Source organism: Pseudomonas sp. AP19, from assembly GCF_001728855.1.
GTDB lineage: Bacteria > Pseudomonadota > Gammaproteobacteria > Pseudomonadales > Pseudomonadaceae > Aquipseudomonas > Aquipseudomonas fluorescens.
Window position 1 is genome coordinate 1 of the sequence record NZ_LXJP01000091.1, and the last position, 13309, is coordinate 13309.

17 protein-coding genes are annotated in these 13309 nt (G+C 55.4%); 11 read left to right on the plus strand and 6 right to left on the minus strand.

Annotated elements, in window-relative coordinates; genetic code table 11:
- From A7D21_RS36425 to A7D21_RS32500, 6 genes are all read left to right on the plus strand, one after another.
- Positions 1–2008 (plus strand): DUF637 domain-containing protein (locus A7D21_RS36425; RefSeq protein ID WP_256556935.1); only part of this gene is annotated, 2008 nt, incomplete at its 5' end.
- Between the two features lie 3 nt (positions 2009–2011).
- The gene (locus A7D21_RS32485) at positions 2012–2527 is read left to right on the plus strand and encodes a hypothetical protein (protein ID WP_053255810.1); all 516 of its coding nucleotides are present in this window, start codon (positions 2012–2014) and stop codon (positions 2525–2527) included.
- A gap of 410 nt (positions 2528–2937) precedes the next feature.
- Positions 2938–3333, plus strand: a complete 396-nt coding sequence (locus A7D21_RS32490; RefSeq protein WP_053255811.1) for a hypothetical protein — start codon at positions 2938–2940, stop codon at positions 3331–3333.
- 375 nt (positions 3334–3708) lie between these two features.
- Positions 3709–4011, plus strand: a complete 303-nt coding sequence (locus A7D21_RS34955) for a hypothetical protein (RefSeq protein ID WP_171902661.1) — start codon at positions 3709–3711, stop codon at positions 4009–4011.
- Entirely contained in the window at positions 4008–4313 is a 306-nt protein-coding gene (locus A7D21_RS32495; RefSeq protein ID WP_069553697.1) for a hypothetical protein, read from the plus strand. The genes A7D21_RS34955 and A7D21_RS32495 overlap by 4 nt, the downstream gene beginning before the upstream one ends.
- 322 nt (positions 4314–4635) lie before the next feature.
- A complete protein-coding gene (locus A7D21_RS32500) occupies positions 4636–5178 on the plus strand; it encodes an immunity 42 family protein (RefSeq protein WP_069553698.1) in 543 nt (180 codons plus the stop codon).
- Between the two features lie 220 nt (positions 5179–5398).
- Here A7D21_RS32500 and A7D21_RS32505 read toward each other — a convergent pair whose 3' ends face one another.
- The 4 genes from A7D21_RS32505 to A7D21_RS32520 form a co-directional block, all read right to left on the minus strand.
- The gene (locus tag A7D21_RS32505; RefSeq protein ID WP_069553699.1) at positions 5399–5659 is read right to left on the minus strand and encodes a hypothetical protein; all 261 of its coding nucleotides are present in this window, start codon (positions 5657–5659) and stop codon (positions 5399–5401) included.
- A 344-nt stretch (positions 5660–6003) separates the two neighbouring features.
- A complete protein-coding gene (locus tag A7D21_RS32510) occupies positions 6004–6306 on the minus strand; it encodes a DUF6124 family protein (protein ID WP_141718311.1) in 303 nt (100 codons plus the stop codon).
- A gap of 301 nt (positions 6307–6607) precedes the next feature.
- Positions 6608–7495 (minus strand): YghX family hydrolase, encoded by an 888-nt coding sequence (gene yghX / locus A7D21_RS32515; protein ID WP_053255814.1) that lies wholly within the window; start codon positions 7493–7495, stop codon positions 6608–6610.
- 44 nt (positions 7496–7539) lie between these two features.
- Entirely contained in the window at positions 7540–8034 is a 495-nt protein-coding gene (locus A7D21_RS32520; protein ID WP_069553700.1) for a PaaI family thioesterase, read from the minus strand.
- A 122-nt stretch (positions 8035–8156) separates the two neighbouring features.
- Here A7D21_RS32520 and A7D21_RS32525 point away from each other — a divergent pair, with 122 nt between their 5' ends.
- On the plus strand, positions 8157–8732 hold the full coding sequence (locus A7D21_RS32525) for a YceI family protein (RefSeq protein WP_069553701.1): 576 nt from the start codon (positions 8157–8159) through the stop codon (positions 8730–8732).
- Here the strand turns inward: A7D21_RS32525 and A7D21_RS32530 are convergent.
- Positions 8729–9619, minus strand: a complete 891-nt coding sequence (locus tag A7D21_RS32530) for a DMT family transporter (RefSeq protein WP_069553702.1) — start codon at positions 9617–9619, stop codon at positions 8729–8731. The two genes, A7D21_RS32525 and A7D21_RS32530, sit on opposite strands and share 4 nt — an antisense overlap.
- Before the next feature lie 88 nt (positions 9620–9707).
- Between A7D21_RS32530 and A7D21_RS32535 the strand changes: the two genes are divergently transcribed.
- Positions 9708–11033 carry a PLP-dependent aminotransferase family protein gene (locus A7D21_RS32535; protein WP_069553703.1) on the plus strand — a complete coding sequence of 442 codons (1326 nt, stop codon included), beginning with the start codon at positions 9708–9710 and terminating at the stop codon, positions 11031–11033.
- A 28-nt stretch (positions 11034–11061) separates the two neighbouring features.
- Here A7D21_RS32535 and A7D21_RS32540 read toward each other — a convergent pair whose 3' ends face one another.
- Complete coding sequence (locus A7D21_RS32540) at positions 11062–11493, minus strand: nuclear transport factor 2 family protein (RefSeq protein ID WP_069553704.1); 432 nt, start codon at positions 11491–11493, stop codon at positions 11062–11064.
- Positions 11494–11750: 257 nt separating this feature from the next.
- Between A7D21_RS32540 and A7D21_RS32545 the strand changes: the two genes are divergently transcribed.
- From A7D21_RS32545 to A7D21_RS32555, 3 genes are read left to right on the plus strand one after another with little or no spacing between them, the layout of a single operon-like run.
- The gene (locus A7D21_RS32545; protein ID WP_053255820.1) at positions 11751–11969 is read left to right on the plus strand and encodes a DUF6434 domain-containing protein; all 219 of its coding nucleotides are present in this window, start codon (positions 11751–11753) and stop codon (positions 11967–11969) included.
- A complete protein-coding gene (locus A7D21_RS32550; protein ID WP_069553705.1) occupies positions 11966–12436 on the plus strand; it encodes a RidA family protein in 471 nt (156 codons plus the stop codon). The genes A7D21_RS32545 and A7D21_RS32550 overlap by 4 nt, the downstream gene beginning before the upstream one ends.
- Before the next feature lie 19 nt (positions 12437–12455).
- A complete protein-coding gene (locus tag A7D21_RS32555; RefSeq protein ID WP_069553706.1) occupies positions 12456–13193 on the plus strand; it encodes a CPBP family intramembrane glutamic endopeptidase in 738 nt (245 codons plus the stop codon).
- Positions 13194–13309 lie beyond the last annotated feature (116 nt).

Sequence of the window (13309 nt, forward strand, 5' to 3'; positions counted from 1 at the left end):
TAACAATGCCTTCTGGGTGTCTTCCAAAGGCAAAGGCAACACCGACGAGACGTTGCGCCAGACCCAAATGGTTGCCGAGGGCAGCATCGCGATCAAGGCGGTCGAAGGCCTGAAGATTGACGTCAATCAGGTCAATCAACAGACCGTCAGCCAATCCATTGATGCGATGGTCAAGGCTGATCCCCAGTTGGCGTGGATCAAGGACGCCGAGGCAAGGGGTGATGTGGACTGGAGGCAGGTCAAGGAGATTCATGACAGCTTCAAGTACAGCAACTCGGGGTTGGGGCCGGCTTCGCAGATCATTATTGCGATTGTGATGGCGGCGGTGGTTGGGCCTATGGCGGCAGCTGCAGCGGGTGGCGGTACGGCAGGGGCGGTAGCTGGGGCTGTGGCGTCGGGAGCCTCCACCAACGCAAGCGTCAGCGTCGTCAATAATCGCGGCAACCTGGGCGCAGTGCTTAAGGATGTGACTTCTTCGGATGCGATGAAGGGGTATGTGATTGCGGGTGCTACAGCAGGCCTGACCGCTGCTTATTTTGGTGATTGGACGGGTACTCAAACAAACACAATCACTGGGAAAGTTACGACGCAAGGTCTGCTGAATACTTGGAGTGGTGTCGGTAAATTTGCTGCCAACCAGACATTGCAAAGCGGCACGTCCATGCTGCTGGGCAAGGCGCTGGGACAGGGCGGTAGCGCTAGCGATGCGTTGAAAGGCGCGCTGTTCAATACACTGGCGGCAGCGAGTTTCAACCTGGTGGGTAATTACACCCAAGGTGTAGTTGCCGATGGATCTGCACCCAAAATTGCGATTCACGCGATGGTCGGTGGTTTGCTGGCTGAAGCTACGGGCGGCGACTTCAAAACCGGTGCGCTGGCTGCGGGCGCGAATGAGGCGCTGGTTACTCATCTGAATACTCTGGTCAAAGGCAATGAAGAATTGCTGACGATGAGTTCGCAGATTGTCGGTGTGCTGGCGGCGGCGGGGCAGAAGGATGCAGATGCGGCCGCCATGGAGAAGGGGGCTTGGGTCGCGAAGAATGCTACGCAGTACAACTACCTGGGCGAGCATCAAAAGTCTCAGAGAGCGAAAGAGCTGGCAGAAAGCGAAGATGCACTAGAAAGACTCAGGATCAATACGAAGTGGGAATTGATCGACGCCGGGCAGGACGCCAGCTTTGCGGGTGGGGCAGTGGTTGGCGTGCCGGAAGGGCTACTTGATACGGTCAAGGGCATCTTGGAAGTTGCCGGCAGCCCGATACAGACGTTTCGGGCGTTGAGGTCCGTGCTTGAAAGCGAGGATGTGCTGGGTCATGTCTCGGACACTATGAAGCAGTCCTACATCGAACGAATTGACAATCTGCAATCGGAGTATGAACGAGCCGGGGCGAGTGGATCGTTTAACGCAGGGCGTGAAGCCGGGAAGCTGATAAGCGACGTTGTGGCGCTAGGGACGGGGGTTGGGGGAGCGCTCAAAAGCGGGGCCTTGCTCGTCGAAAAGGTCACTGCTAAGGTTGTTAAGGCTGAGTTGACGGTAGTAAAAGCGACGGGCGCAGCTGAAGTGCCGGCTACTTCTGCGATTGCGCGTGTTGGGCTGAGAGACGATCTGGCTGCCCAAGCAGGGATTCCTCGAAATATTGCTGAATCGCCGTCGAGCATGTGGGGTAAGTCGATTGATGACATCAAGCAGTCGTTAACGCTTGATGGTGCGAGCCTTACGCCGAAAGCACCATTGGCTGGTACTTCAGGTAAAGCACAGGTCTTTAACGTTGAAGGACACCCGACAATAAAAGAGGTAGAGTTTCATCCGGGCGGTGGAACCCACGGTGATAGTCCGTACTATAAGCTTGTTAGTACTGAGAAGGTTGGCAATAAAAATATAGAAATACGGGTAATTGATCCGTCGCCTGATTTTAGTCCAGGCACTATTACGCGTTATCAACAATACTATGATACCCAAGGAAATCGTCTGAAATATGAGGGCGGTGAGTGGAAGGGTTGGAACTGATATATGAGAAATTTATTCCCTGATTTGTACGCTGACCTTATTCCAGGTATATCAGCAGCAGGATTTTCTTTGGGTGAGTCATTTTCCAATGTTAGCGAAGAGGTTGGGGAGGTTGAGTGGTACGGTCCGGAAGTACCTGTTCGTGATATTCTCCTTAAGAATAACTCTTGGGTCGGAATTAAGAGGCGGATCGGTTTTGGTAATGAACTTTTATTTTCATATCGATTTATGAATGAGGTGGTCTCGCTGTACTTTGAGAATGCAGGAAGGCTTTATAGAATTTCCGTAGGTGCAGGGTATTTTGGGAGATTTAATAGTGTCAGCGTGGGAGATGATCTTCGGAGCTTGGAAAGGGAGTTTGATGTTTTGTTTAATGATGCGGATGATGACTTTCTTCTGAAGAAATTCGGAAGCATATTGACGGGGATTAGTTTTGTTACGGACTACAGAGCTTCCTTAGAAGATGCGCCAGAACAAGTTATCAAGTTTATATCGATACACGACTGGTCCCTTCGATAAAACATTGAGCGGATCACGTTTTTCATAAGTCCATCAAAATAAAGGAGAAATGGGGTCAGAGAAATGGGTCAGACGCTGAGTGGTCCAGCGGCGCAGGCCGCCGCAGAAAAAGCCTTTGCCCAAAAAGGCTTTGACGTATCAGGGAAGTACGTAGAAAAAGTATGGGTGCCAACTCTTGGTAACCCTAGATCAGGTGCGTGGGTGCCAAAAAGTGAGTGACACAATTAGACAGTTTGATAAGCTTTGCGAAGCTGCTATGGCCGCTTATAGTGAAGAGTTAGATGTCTCCTATGAAGAGTCTTTGTTGCAAATATTGCAGAAAAACGGGGTCAGACCCTGAGGAATCCCCGTAATAGCAAGACTGGAGAAATAACAAACTCCTTTATCACTATGCCGCGGAGGACAAACTGATGGCTAGCTTGGCTTGGCTTGAGAGCCTAAAGGAGTCATTTGCTTCAACTGGTCTGGATTATGAAGACCTTTACGAATTGATAGAGGCTTCTATGGCGAGGGGGAGGACTAATTTTCCAGCGTTTATCTATGACGCTTCGCGGGGAGTTGGCTTCTCTGTGAGTGAAGGATTTTTTTACTCTCTTGATCAGGACTGGGACGATCCAGAAGATTTCAGTGAGGTCAGTTTCTTTTTGGGCGAAGTGGAAACTTCAAGTATCCCAGTGCCAGACTACGTTTCCCTGATGAAAATTGCAGCTGATGTTTACTCTACTTTCTTTCCTGATGATGGGGGCAGTGTTCTAAGGTCTGTGGAGAGATTAGAAGAGCGTTACTCGAAGAAGTCTCCAGTCTAGTTGGGGAACGTTTATTCAAGATCAAGAAGCGCTCAATCTACCGGCAGAGGAAAAATGGGGTCAGACCACTATTCTTCCGGCGAGGGCCCAACGGGGCGGTAATCGCTAATGAGTTTAGTGGGTACTACTGGAAGAGCTGGACGCCTGAGGTCAGAGCTAAATTTGAGCAGACTCTTAAGCAGTACGATCTCAATGTCAAACATCATCATGGAATGTAATTTATGAAAAAATGTGAAAAAATGGGGTCAGACCACTATTCTTCTAACGGAGCACTAAACGTGGTCTAACCGCTGTTTTTTTGAAATTTCACCTTTGGACTGGGATGACAGATGATTACAGTAAGGTTTGAGGCAGGTGACTGCCTAGAGCTTTCTATTGAAACCTTTAGAAAAATGGGGTCAGACCACTATTCTTCCTGAGCTTGAAGCTCGAGGAGGCGGTGGGTTCTTGAGCAGCGTTGATGATGCTCAAAAAGTACTAGACGCTTACCGCATAGGGCAGGTTAAGATTTTAGGTAAGAATGCTCAAGGGTTTTCGGTGGTCAAGTTTGAAGGCGTAACCGGCACTAACGTTAACGCTGGCGTTGGTATAACCGCTCAGCCAACTAATGTCTTTATCATCAAAGGTACAAAAAGCCCAAGTATTGTCCCTGCTAACCCTAATTGGACTCAGAAATGAATGCAGAAGCTGAATTGAAAACTTGGAATTTCCAAGTCTTAATGCTTGTTCAAGCGATGCTGGGGGCAGTTACTCCAAACTTCAGGATGGTGGTATTGTCTTGTGAAGATGATGTTTGGTTAATTAGATTTTATCTTGAAGAAAATATAGAGGATGATATTGATGAGGTCGAAGATATCATATGTCAATATACTGCTTATCATGACTCAAATTTAAAATGCAAGTCGGAAATTTTGGTCGGCAACGAAGACCTACCTAGCTTGTCGGAAGCTGAGAGGGTCGTTTATCGTCGAAAAGAGTAATTTTTACTTGGTCCAATGAAAAACGGGGTCAGACCACTATTCTTCTGACGGAGCACTAAACGTGGTCTGACCCCTATTTTCCTCTTGTGTGGTGCAAACCAAGTTGCCGACTCATGCAGGCCTCTTCAATATTCCAACTTCTTGATTTTCGGTAAGATAAATCGGGGATCCCTCAGGGTCTGACCCCTATTTTTCTAGGGGACGAACGGAGAATTTCATTGGAATGGGAGCACAAATGACTCAAGAAATCCGCTCAGTAAAAGTGACATCCCTAATGACATCAAAAAACTTCTAGGCTTGGGCGGCAAGGGGAGGTGAAGGTATGATATTTGGTGATCCGCATAATTTTGCGATTCTAATACAGTGTTTTCCAGAATGGGGTGATAGCACTTCAAAGAATGGGATATTTCATTTCTGTATTGATGGTTTTTTTTTGCCGGAGGAAATAAAAACGTCAACACTCTGGGTGGATGTTTACTCTCTGCTCGATAATTCAAATCCGTTGTACGTATTTCAGGATGATAAAGATATTTTTGAAAAAGATGCTAAGTCTGCTTTCATTCATATGCTTGGAATGATTTCTCCTGAGCTAATAGGCGAGGATGAATCAGAAGAGTTTGAGCAGAGTTACAGGTTTCAAGCGTCAACGGAGAATATCAATGATTCTGGATATGCTGTTTTTGCCGTTTCGGATAATGATTTGGTTAGGGTTCTTGGTGCAAGGCATAGTAAGTTGCAACAAGATGGAGGCGGCGGATGTCATTGGGAGCGAGTAGTGAGCTTTGATGTGAAGGAGGCGTATATTGAAAAGGATAAAATTATAGGTGTGCTTGCTGGTGTGAGAAATTATTACTCGTCTATATGAGGTAAAGGCAAGGCGCAAAACTGGGCGGATTTATTTAATTTTCATAGGCTGTTAGTGTGAAAAGGACGAGCTTATTCAAGCTTGAGTGTGTTCTTTCAGGTTAGTGTGTGCTTTTTAATATCAGCTTTAAGAGATAGCTCTTTAATGAATTGACTTTTATTTTTACATCTTAGGCTCTGAGCTTAGCCAGATCGGGCGGCTCTACGTCGCCCGAGTTTATTTATAAGTCTTGCGAAATTAACCTTCGCCCAATTACATCCATGAGATCGCAACCGTCACGCAATGGAATGGCCAGCAACAACGCAAAGTCGTGAAGGACAATCGCATCACTGCTGATTTCCTCGCGAAATGCCAGGTTTTCCAGAAACTGAGTCACTGCACGAATGCGGTAAGCAGCGGCATCATAGAGAACATCAAGAGGGGCTTGCGTGTCGATCACCAGCGCGGGGATGGTTGAATCGTGGCGTGTCAGTAGAAAAATGGGGTCAGACCCTGAGGGATCCCCACAAATTTACTCCAAGCTCTGCGCTTGATGATGCAAAAAATGGGGTCAGGCCCCAACAAAAAATGGGGTCATCAAAAAATGGGGTCAGACCACTATTCTTCTCTATTTTTAGTTCAACTGGTGGTCAGCCATGAGCAGGGCTATCTGAACCATTGTCGGCGGTATGCGTTGGAGCATTGATTCCGACAACAGTGAGTGTCCAATGTGGGAGCTGGTTTGCCTGCGATGCAAACACCTCGGTTTTTCTGACAGACCCAAGTGATGCCATCGCAGGCAAGCCAGCTCCCACCTTTGTTTTGTGCCGTGTCAGGGGCGCTGGCTTATGCCCTGGGCTGCAGGCAATCCAGTGCGCGGTCGGCAAGTGTGCGGGCCATGTCGATCAGGTGTTCGGTTGCGCCAGCCATATGGCGTTGATCGCCGCTCAGGCCTTGGGTGATGTCGGCAGCGGTGGCCGCAGCACAGCGCAGCAGGTTGCAGATTTGGGCGAGGGCGTCTTCGAAGCTTAGGTCTTGATGCACGGTAAAAGATTGCGGTGAAGCGGGTTGCAGATAGTGACTCAGGGCGCGATCAAAGATCTTGCGGTCGGGGGTGAAGCGAGTTGAATCCGAATGGCTTTTGCTCATACATAAGCTCCTGATAAGGGGGCCTACTTGTTCTCAGGTTTCCACTCCTGTTCGCTGATAGGCAGCGACAGAGCGGAGGCTAGCCACTGGCGTGAGCAGGCGCAAGGCCAAAGGATTGTCTAGGAAACTTCCTGCAAATTAAAGCGATATGGATTGCTGGCCTTTGACCATGCATGGTGAGCGGGCAACACCGATCAAATGTGGGGGCTGGCTTGCCTGCGATAACGCCGGACCGGCCAGCACATTTGTCACTGGAAGACCGCCATCGCAGGCAAGCCAGCTCCCACCTTTCGGATCGTGATCAGGCCAGGTATTTGTGGAACCAGCCTAGGGTTCTTTCCCACGCCAGATTCGCCGCCGCCTCGTCATACCGTGGCGTTGAATCATTATGAAACCCATGATTGGCGCCTTTGTAGATATACGCCTCATAGGACGTGCCTGCGGCCTTCAGCGCTTTCTCATACGCCGGCCAGCCCTCGTTGATCCGCGTGTCCAACTCGCCGTAATGCAGCATGATCGGTGCTTTTATGCGTGGCACGTCCTTGGCCTCAGGTTGGCGCCCATAGAACGACACTGCCGCACCCAGTTCGGGATACGCCACCGCCGCCGCATTGGTCACGCCGCCGCCATAACAGAAGCCGGTAATCCCGACTTTGCCGGTGCTGCTGTCGTGGTGCATCAGCCATTCGATGGCGGCGAAGAAGTCGTTCATGAGTTTGGTGGGGTCGACTTTTTGTTGCAGTTCCACGCCTTTTTCATCGTTGCCGGGGTAGCCGCCCACGGAGGTGAGGCCGTCGGGTGCCAGGGCGATGAAACCGGCTTTGGCCAGGCGCCGGGCGACGTCTTCGATGTAGGGGTTCAAGCCGCGGTTTTCGTGCACCACCACCACGGCGGGCAGTTTGCCGCTGGCTTTGGCCGGGCGCACGAGGTAGCCGCGCACGGTGCCGTTGCCTTTGGGCGAGGGGTAGGTGATGTAGTCGGCGACGATGTCCGGGTCGGTGAATTTGACCTGTTCGGCCAGCGCATAGTTGGGGCTCAGGGCCGCCAGCAGCGCCGAGGCGGTGAGGCCGCCGAAGGTGAACAGCGCGGCGCGGTCGAGAAATTCGCGGCGGTTGAGCTTGCCGTGGGCGTAGCCGTCATAGAGTTCCAGCAGTTCGGGGGCAAAGTCTTTCGCGGTGAGACGAGTCATCGGAGCAGTCCTCGATTAGCGGTGGTCATCACTGTAGACCAGGATCAACTGTCGCGGCCATGGGCGGCGGCGGCCAGTTGCCCGGTGTCGACGCGCACGAACACCGAGTCGCCGACGGCGGTGAGCACGTCACCGGCGTACACCTCGCAGACCACGCGGCTTTTGCGCCCCACGTCACCTTCGACCCGTGCGCGCAGGGTCAGCGTTACGCCCATCGGCGTCGGCTTGATGAATTTGATCCCCAGGTTGCCGGTCACGCAGTCGATGCGCGGCAGGCTGCCGGGCGCGCGTTGTTCGGCGCGGTAGTGGTAGGCCATGGCGGTCCAGTTGGAATGGCAGTCGACCAGCATGGCGATCAGGCCGCCGTAGACCAGGTCGGGCCAGCCGCTGTATTTGGCGTCCGGCTGATGCTCGGCAATTACATGGACGCCATCGGTGTCCCAGCGGCTTTTGATGTGCAGGCCGTGCGGGTTGCTGCCGCCGCAGCCGTAGCAAATGCCTTCGGGGGCGGTGGTGTCCTGCAGAGAAGGGGTGTGCATGCAAAGTCCTTATTGTGCTGGGGCGACTACTCTGTTTAACAGGACAAACGCCCGATGGGAATACATCCATGGCGTGGCGTGTAAGCTCAGCACGCGTGTTCTTTTCTCCTGCGGAGTTTTCCATGAAGCGTCGAACGCACCCGGTCGTCATGCTGGCTCTGGTTGTGGGTTGGTTTTCCAATGCCCAGGCCGTGGAGTACAAAGACGTCAACCGCACGGCCAGCCAGATCAGCTTTACCTTCCAGCAATTCGGGCAGCGGGTCTATGGCACCTTCAGCGACTTTGAGGGCACCTTGACCTTCGACACGCAAAAGCCCGAGGCGGCGCACGCATTGCTGAAGATCCAGCTCGCCAGTATCGATGCCGGCAGCCAGGACGCCAACACCCGGTTGCAGCAACCGGCGTGGTTCGACACCGCAACCTATCCGGTGGGCGTGTATGAATCCAACGGTGCCCGCGCGCTGGGCGACAACCGCTACAGGATCACCGGCAACCTGACGATCAAGGGCATTACGCGGCCGGTCAATATTGAGGTCGTGCTCAAGGAGCAAAGCGGTATCGGCGTGTTCGACGGTGAGTTCATCCTCAACCGCGACGACTTCCACATTGGTGAAGGCGAATGGGCCGGCAACAGCGTGGTGTCCAACGGCATCAACATCAAATTCAAGATGGTCGCGCCACAACGCTACGGCCCTTAACGGGCGAACCGCTTCGCGCCGGCCACGCAGCCGATCACCGCGACCGTCACCAGCACCATGCCCAGGCTGACCTGTTCATGCAGCAGGCCCGCCGCCAATGCCAGCCCGAAGAACGGTTGCAGCAACTGCAACTGGCCGACGGCGGCAATGCCGCCTTGGGCCAGGCCGCGATACCAGAACACAAAGCCGATCAGCATGCTGAACAGTGCCACATAACCCAGGCTCAGCCAGGCCGGCAGGCTGATCCCGGCCAGGGTCGACGGCGCCAGGATCAGGCTCAAGGGCGCCACCACCGGCAGCGACACCACCAACGCCCAGCAGATCACCTGCCAGCCACCCAGGCTGCGCGAGAGCTTGGCGCCTTCGGCGTAACCCAGGCCGCAGGCCAACACCGCCAACAGCATCAGCACGTCACCGGCAGGGGCGGCGCTCAAGCCTTGGGCCACGGCGTAGCCCATCACCAGCAGGCTGCCCAGGCTCGAAAATAACCAGAACACCGGGCGCGGACGCTCGCCGCCGCGCAGCACGCCAAACACTGCCGTGGCGAGCGGCAGTAAGCCGATAAACACAATCGAATGGGCGGAAGTGACGTATTGCAAGGCCAGCGCGGTGAGCAAGGGAAAGCCGACCACAACGCCGAGCGACACGATTACCAGGGGCAGCCATTGATGACGCGCGGGGCGCTTCACCTGGAACAGCCGCAGCAGGCATAAACCCAGCACGGCGGCGAGGGTGGCGCGGATCATGGTCAGGAACACCGGGTCGAATTCCATCACCGCCAAGCGTGTGGCCGGCAATGAACCGCTGAAAATCACGACGCCGATAAAACCGTTGATCCACCCTTGGGTGCTGCTGTCGAGGGGGTTGAGCGCTGAGGTACGTTCCATGGGTTGTGCTCGAAAGGAAGGGTTGCGTGACGGGCATCCTAGGGTCGAATATCAGCACAATCAAAAAATTGTCATGGATACACCGCCTATGCCGCGCGCCCGCTATAAGTCGCTGGTCGACACCTTCGCCGAGGACATCCGCAGCGGGGTTTTGCCGCCCGGCACGCGCCTGCCCACCCACCGGCAACTGGCCGCCGACCACCGCCTGGCACTGGTGACCGCGAGCCGGGTGTACGCCGAACTTGAGGCCATGGGCCTGGTCAGCGGTGAAACCGGCCGTGGCACGTTTGTCCGCGAGATCGCGTTGCCGCCAGGGCAGGGCAGTGGGCAGATGAGCGTTGCGACGGGGATGCTCGACCTTAACTTCAACTACCCGTCGCTGCCGGGGCAGGCGGAGCTGTTGCGCACGGCCTTGCGCCAATTGGCGTTGTCGGGCGATCTGGAAGCGTTGCTGCGTTACCAGCCCCATGCCGGCCGTTTGCACGAGCGCGCCGCCATGGCCCGCCATCTGGTGAGCCGAGGGTTGGCGGTGGAGGCCGAGCAGGTGCTGGTGGTCAGCGGTGCCCAGCACGGTTTGGCGGTGGCGATGATGGCGTTGCTCAAGCCAGGGGATGTGATCGCCGTCGACGCGCTGACGTATTCGGGGTTCAAGGTGCTGGCGGAAACCTTGCACCTGGAAATCGTCGCCATCGCGGTCACGGCCCACGGCCCGGACCTGGCGGCTTTGCAACGCCTGTGTCGCCAGCGGCCGGTGCGCGCCGTGTACAGCATGCCGACCCTGCATAACCCGTTGGGCTGGGTGATGAGCCTGGAGCAACGAACACAACTGGTGGCCATCGCCCGCCAGCACCACCTGATGGTGATCGAGGATGCGGCCTACGCCTACCTGGCCGAGGACGCACCGCCGCCACTGGCGGCCCTGGCGCCGGAACGCACGGTGTACGTCGGCGGGCTGTCCAAGAGTGTCGCCACCGGCTTGCGCGTCGGTTTTGTTGCGGCGCCTGCGGCATGGGTAAAGGCGATTGAACGCACCATCATGGCCACCACCTGGAACGTGCCCGGGGTGATGAGCGCGATTGCCGTCGCCTGGATCGAGGACGGCACCGTCGCCCGCCTGGAAGCGCAAAAGCGCCAGGATGCCCAGGCACGACAAGCCTTGGCCGCGCAGGTGTTGGCCGGGGTGGATTACATCAGCCACCCCTCGTCGTATTTTTTGTGGTTGCCGCTGCAAGAAGAGGCGCGGGCCGATCAGGTTGCCATGACCCTGCAACGCGAGGGCATTTCGGTGTCCACCGCCGAGCCGTTTGCCGTCTCGGCGTGTGTACCGCATGCGCTGCGCCTGGCACTGGGCTCGGTGGACATGGCGGCGCTACGCACGGCACTGGTGCGCGTGCGCAGGGTGGTGCAGTGGTGAGCCGAGCTTGGGCGGCTCACCGCGGTCATCAGTATTTGTACGCCTGACGCCCGATCAGCAGCCACTTGCCTTTTTGCTTTTGCCAGACCTGAAAGTTGTCGATGTCGGTCGGCACGTCGACGCCGCTGTTCACGGCCAGGGCGTGAAAGTGGTTGCGCACCAGCGCGGTGTCGCCGTCCAGGGTGATGGTCTGGTTTTGCATTTCCAGGGTCTTGAAGGCGCTGGTGTGGGTTTCCAGATCGGCGATGAACTGCGCCTTGTCCTGCACTTTGCCACTGGAATGGCCGTAGGTGAGTTTGTCGGACGTCAGCGCGTGCAGCGTCTTGAGGTCCAGGTGCAGCATGGCTTGGGTCAGTTGGTCGACCGCTTGAGCCACCTCCTTTTCAGCGGCGGCGGGCGCCGCTGCGACGTACCCGGAAAACAGGCACAGAAAACCGATCAGCAGTTTGACGTTTGGCATGGGTGTTTCCTTATTGTTGTTGGGGGCGCTACGACCACTTTAGTCGTCGTACAACCATGCAATATTTTCGTCAACGAAGGAAAGTGAAATTTTGATAAGTCAAAAAAAGGTAAGAAGTAAGGGGTTCATGAAAATTCGACCGCCTCGTACGACATCCCAACACATCAAATAAGTGTCAAGGCGCTCGCGTGCCGCTTCCTGCACCAGTAGCACATCGCTATGCTACTGGCGAAACAACCACTCGGCCGAGGTGCAAAATGGATTTTGACTGGCACAGCGGCGTCATGACCCGTGCCACCCCCGTGACGCCACACTACAAAAATACCCAGAAAGTTCGCCGATTCATGCTTGAACACTGCGGCCCGGCGTTCAAGTTCGACCGGCCGTTGATGGCCTGGATTCGCAACGACATTCCCAAGACGCTGGGCGATGTGGTGGATGAATGGCAACGTCGCCAGGAGGATTCACGCGTATGACACCGGATCAGAAATACCAGGCCGCGCAAGAGCGCATCGGCTATCGATTGGAAGCATTCAAAATCGGCGGCAACTACACGCCGCTGGTGCGCGACGGTAATCACCTGTACATCAGCGGCCAGATTCCGCGTGTCGGCGACACCATCGTACTGCCGGGCAAAGTCGGCGAAAGCCTGACCCTGGCGCAGGCGCAAATCGCTGCGAGTATCAGTGCATTGCGTTGCCTGGGGTTGCTCAAGCAGACCTTGGGTTCGCTGGATCAGGTCAAGGCAATCCCGCGCATTGCGGTGTACGTGCGCAGTGCTGAAGATTTCGACCAGCAGAGCGAAGTGGCCAATGCGGCCTCCGACTTGCTGCATGAAATCCTCGGTGCCGCCGGGGCGCACACACGCACATCGGTGGGTGTGATGCAGCTGCCCAAATCAGCGGCGGTTGAAATCGAAATGCTGGCCATTGCTCACGCTTAACCTGCGGGAATAACCGTTGATGATTACCGCAGGCTGGGTGGTGCTGGTCAACTATGCGCGCTACCTGGCACCCGGCGTGTTGCTGTTTGGCCTGTGGTTTGCGCTGACGCCCAGAGCGTTGTCCGCGCTACGCATCCTTATCTTGCTGATGGCATTTGTGTTGCTGCGTGATGCGCTGACGCCGTTGGGCATCTGGTCGTTGAGCAGCGAGGTGCAAATTGCATTCAGCGGCAATGCCTTTGTGTTGGCGGCGCTGGGTGGTTTATCGCTGCTATCGATTGTTGTGCTTGCACGGATAGCGCCGGAGCTGTGGCAGTGGGTGCGCGGGACCATCGGCAACCCGGCGGTTGGCCTGGCTGTTGCACTGGCGGTGGGCTGTTTGATCGGCGTGCCGCTGAGGCTTTACCAAGGCATCGAGGCGTCCGCGATCCCCGGCTACTGGGTGTGGCTGCCGGGCATGGTGGTGTTGGCCTATGGTGCCAATGCGTTGGAAGAGGTGCTGTTTCGCGGTTTTTTACAGGGCTATCTGGAGCAGCAGGTCACACCGTTGCGGGCAGCGTTGATCAGCGGCGTGGCCTTCGCAGCCTGTCATGCTTTCCTGGCCTTGAGCGTCACCCAACTGGGCTGGCCGGTGTTGCTGTTTACCCTGATCGAAGGCTTGGCGTGCGCATTGGTGCGCATGCGTTATGGCGTGTTGCCGGCGACGATCGCCCACGGCACCGCCATCCTGCTGATTGCCGTGCCCTACATGGCCTGATCCGAAACACAGCTCCCACCGAGCTCGACTTGAAATACAGTCAAAATGTGGGAGCGGGCTTGCTCGCGAAGACGGTGTGTCAGTCACCTGATGCATCGCCCGACACTCCGCTTTCG

Coding starts and splice junctions, on each gene's coding strand:
- A7D21_RS32535 (WP_069553703.1), top strand. CDS start 9,708: ATGCCGCGCGCCCGCTATAAGTCGCTGGTCGACACCTTCGCCGAGGAC.
- A7D21_RS32520 (WP_069553700.1), bottom strand. CDS start 8,034: ATGCACACCCCTTCTCTGCAGGACACCACCGCCCCCGAAGGCATTTGC.
- A7D21_RS32550 (WP_069553705.1), top strand. CDS start 11,966: ATGACACCGGATCAGAAATACCAGGCCGCGCAAGAGCGCATCGGCTAT.
- A7D21_RS32540 (WP_069553704.1), bottom strand. CDS start 11,493: ATGCCAAACGTCAAACTGCTGATCGGTTTTCTGTGCCTGTTTTCCGGG.
- A7D21_RS32485 (WP_053255810.1), top strand. CDS start 2,012: ATGAGAAATTTATTCCCTGATTTGTACGCTGACCTTATTCCAGGTATA.
- A7D21_RS32525 (WP_069553701.1), top strand. CDS start 8,157: ATGAAGCGTCGAACGCACCCGGTCGTCATGCTGGCTCTGGTTGTGGGT.
- A7D21_RS32510 (WP_141718311.1), bottom strand. CDS start 6,306: ATGAGCAAAAGCCATTCGGATTCAACTCGCTTCACCCCCGACCGCAAG.
- A7D21_RS32495 (WP_069553697.1), top strand. CDS start 4,008: ATGAATGCAGAAGCTGAATTGAAAACTTGGAATTTCCAAGTCTTAATG.
- A7D21_RS32530 (WP_069553702.1), bottom strand. CDS start 9,619: ATGGAACGTACCTCAGCGCTCAACCCCCTCGACAGCAGCACCCAAGGG.
- A7D21_RS32490 (WP_053255811.1), top strand. CDS start 2,938: ATGGCTAGCTTGGCTTGGCTTGAGAGCCTAAAGGAGTCATTTGCTTCA.
- yghX (WP_053255814.1), bottom strand. CDS start 7,495: ATGACTCGTCTCACCGCGAAAGACTTTGCCCCCGAACTGCTGGAACTC.
- A7D21_RS32500 (WP_069553698.1), top strand. CDS start 4,636: ATGATATTTGGTGATCCGCATAATTTTGCGATTCTAATACAGTGTTTT.
- A7D21_RS32555 (WP_069553706.1), top strand. CDS start 12,456: ATGATTACCGCAGGCTGGGTGGTGCTGGTCAACTATGCGCGCTACCTG.
- A7D21_RS32545 (WP_053255820.1), top strand. CDS start 11,751: ATGGATTTTGACTGGCACAGCGGCGTCATGACCCGTGCCACCCCCGTG.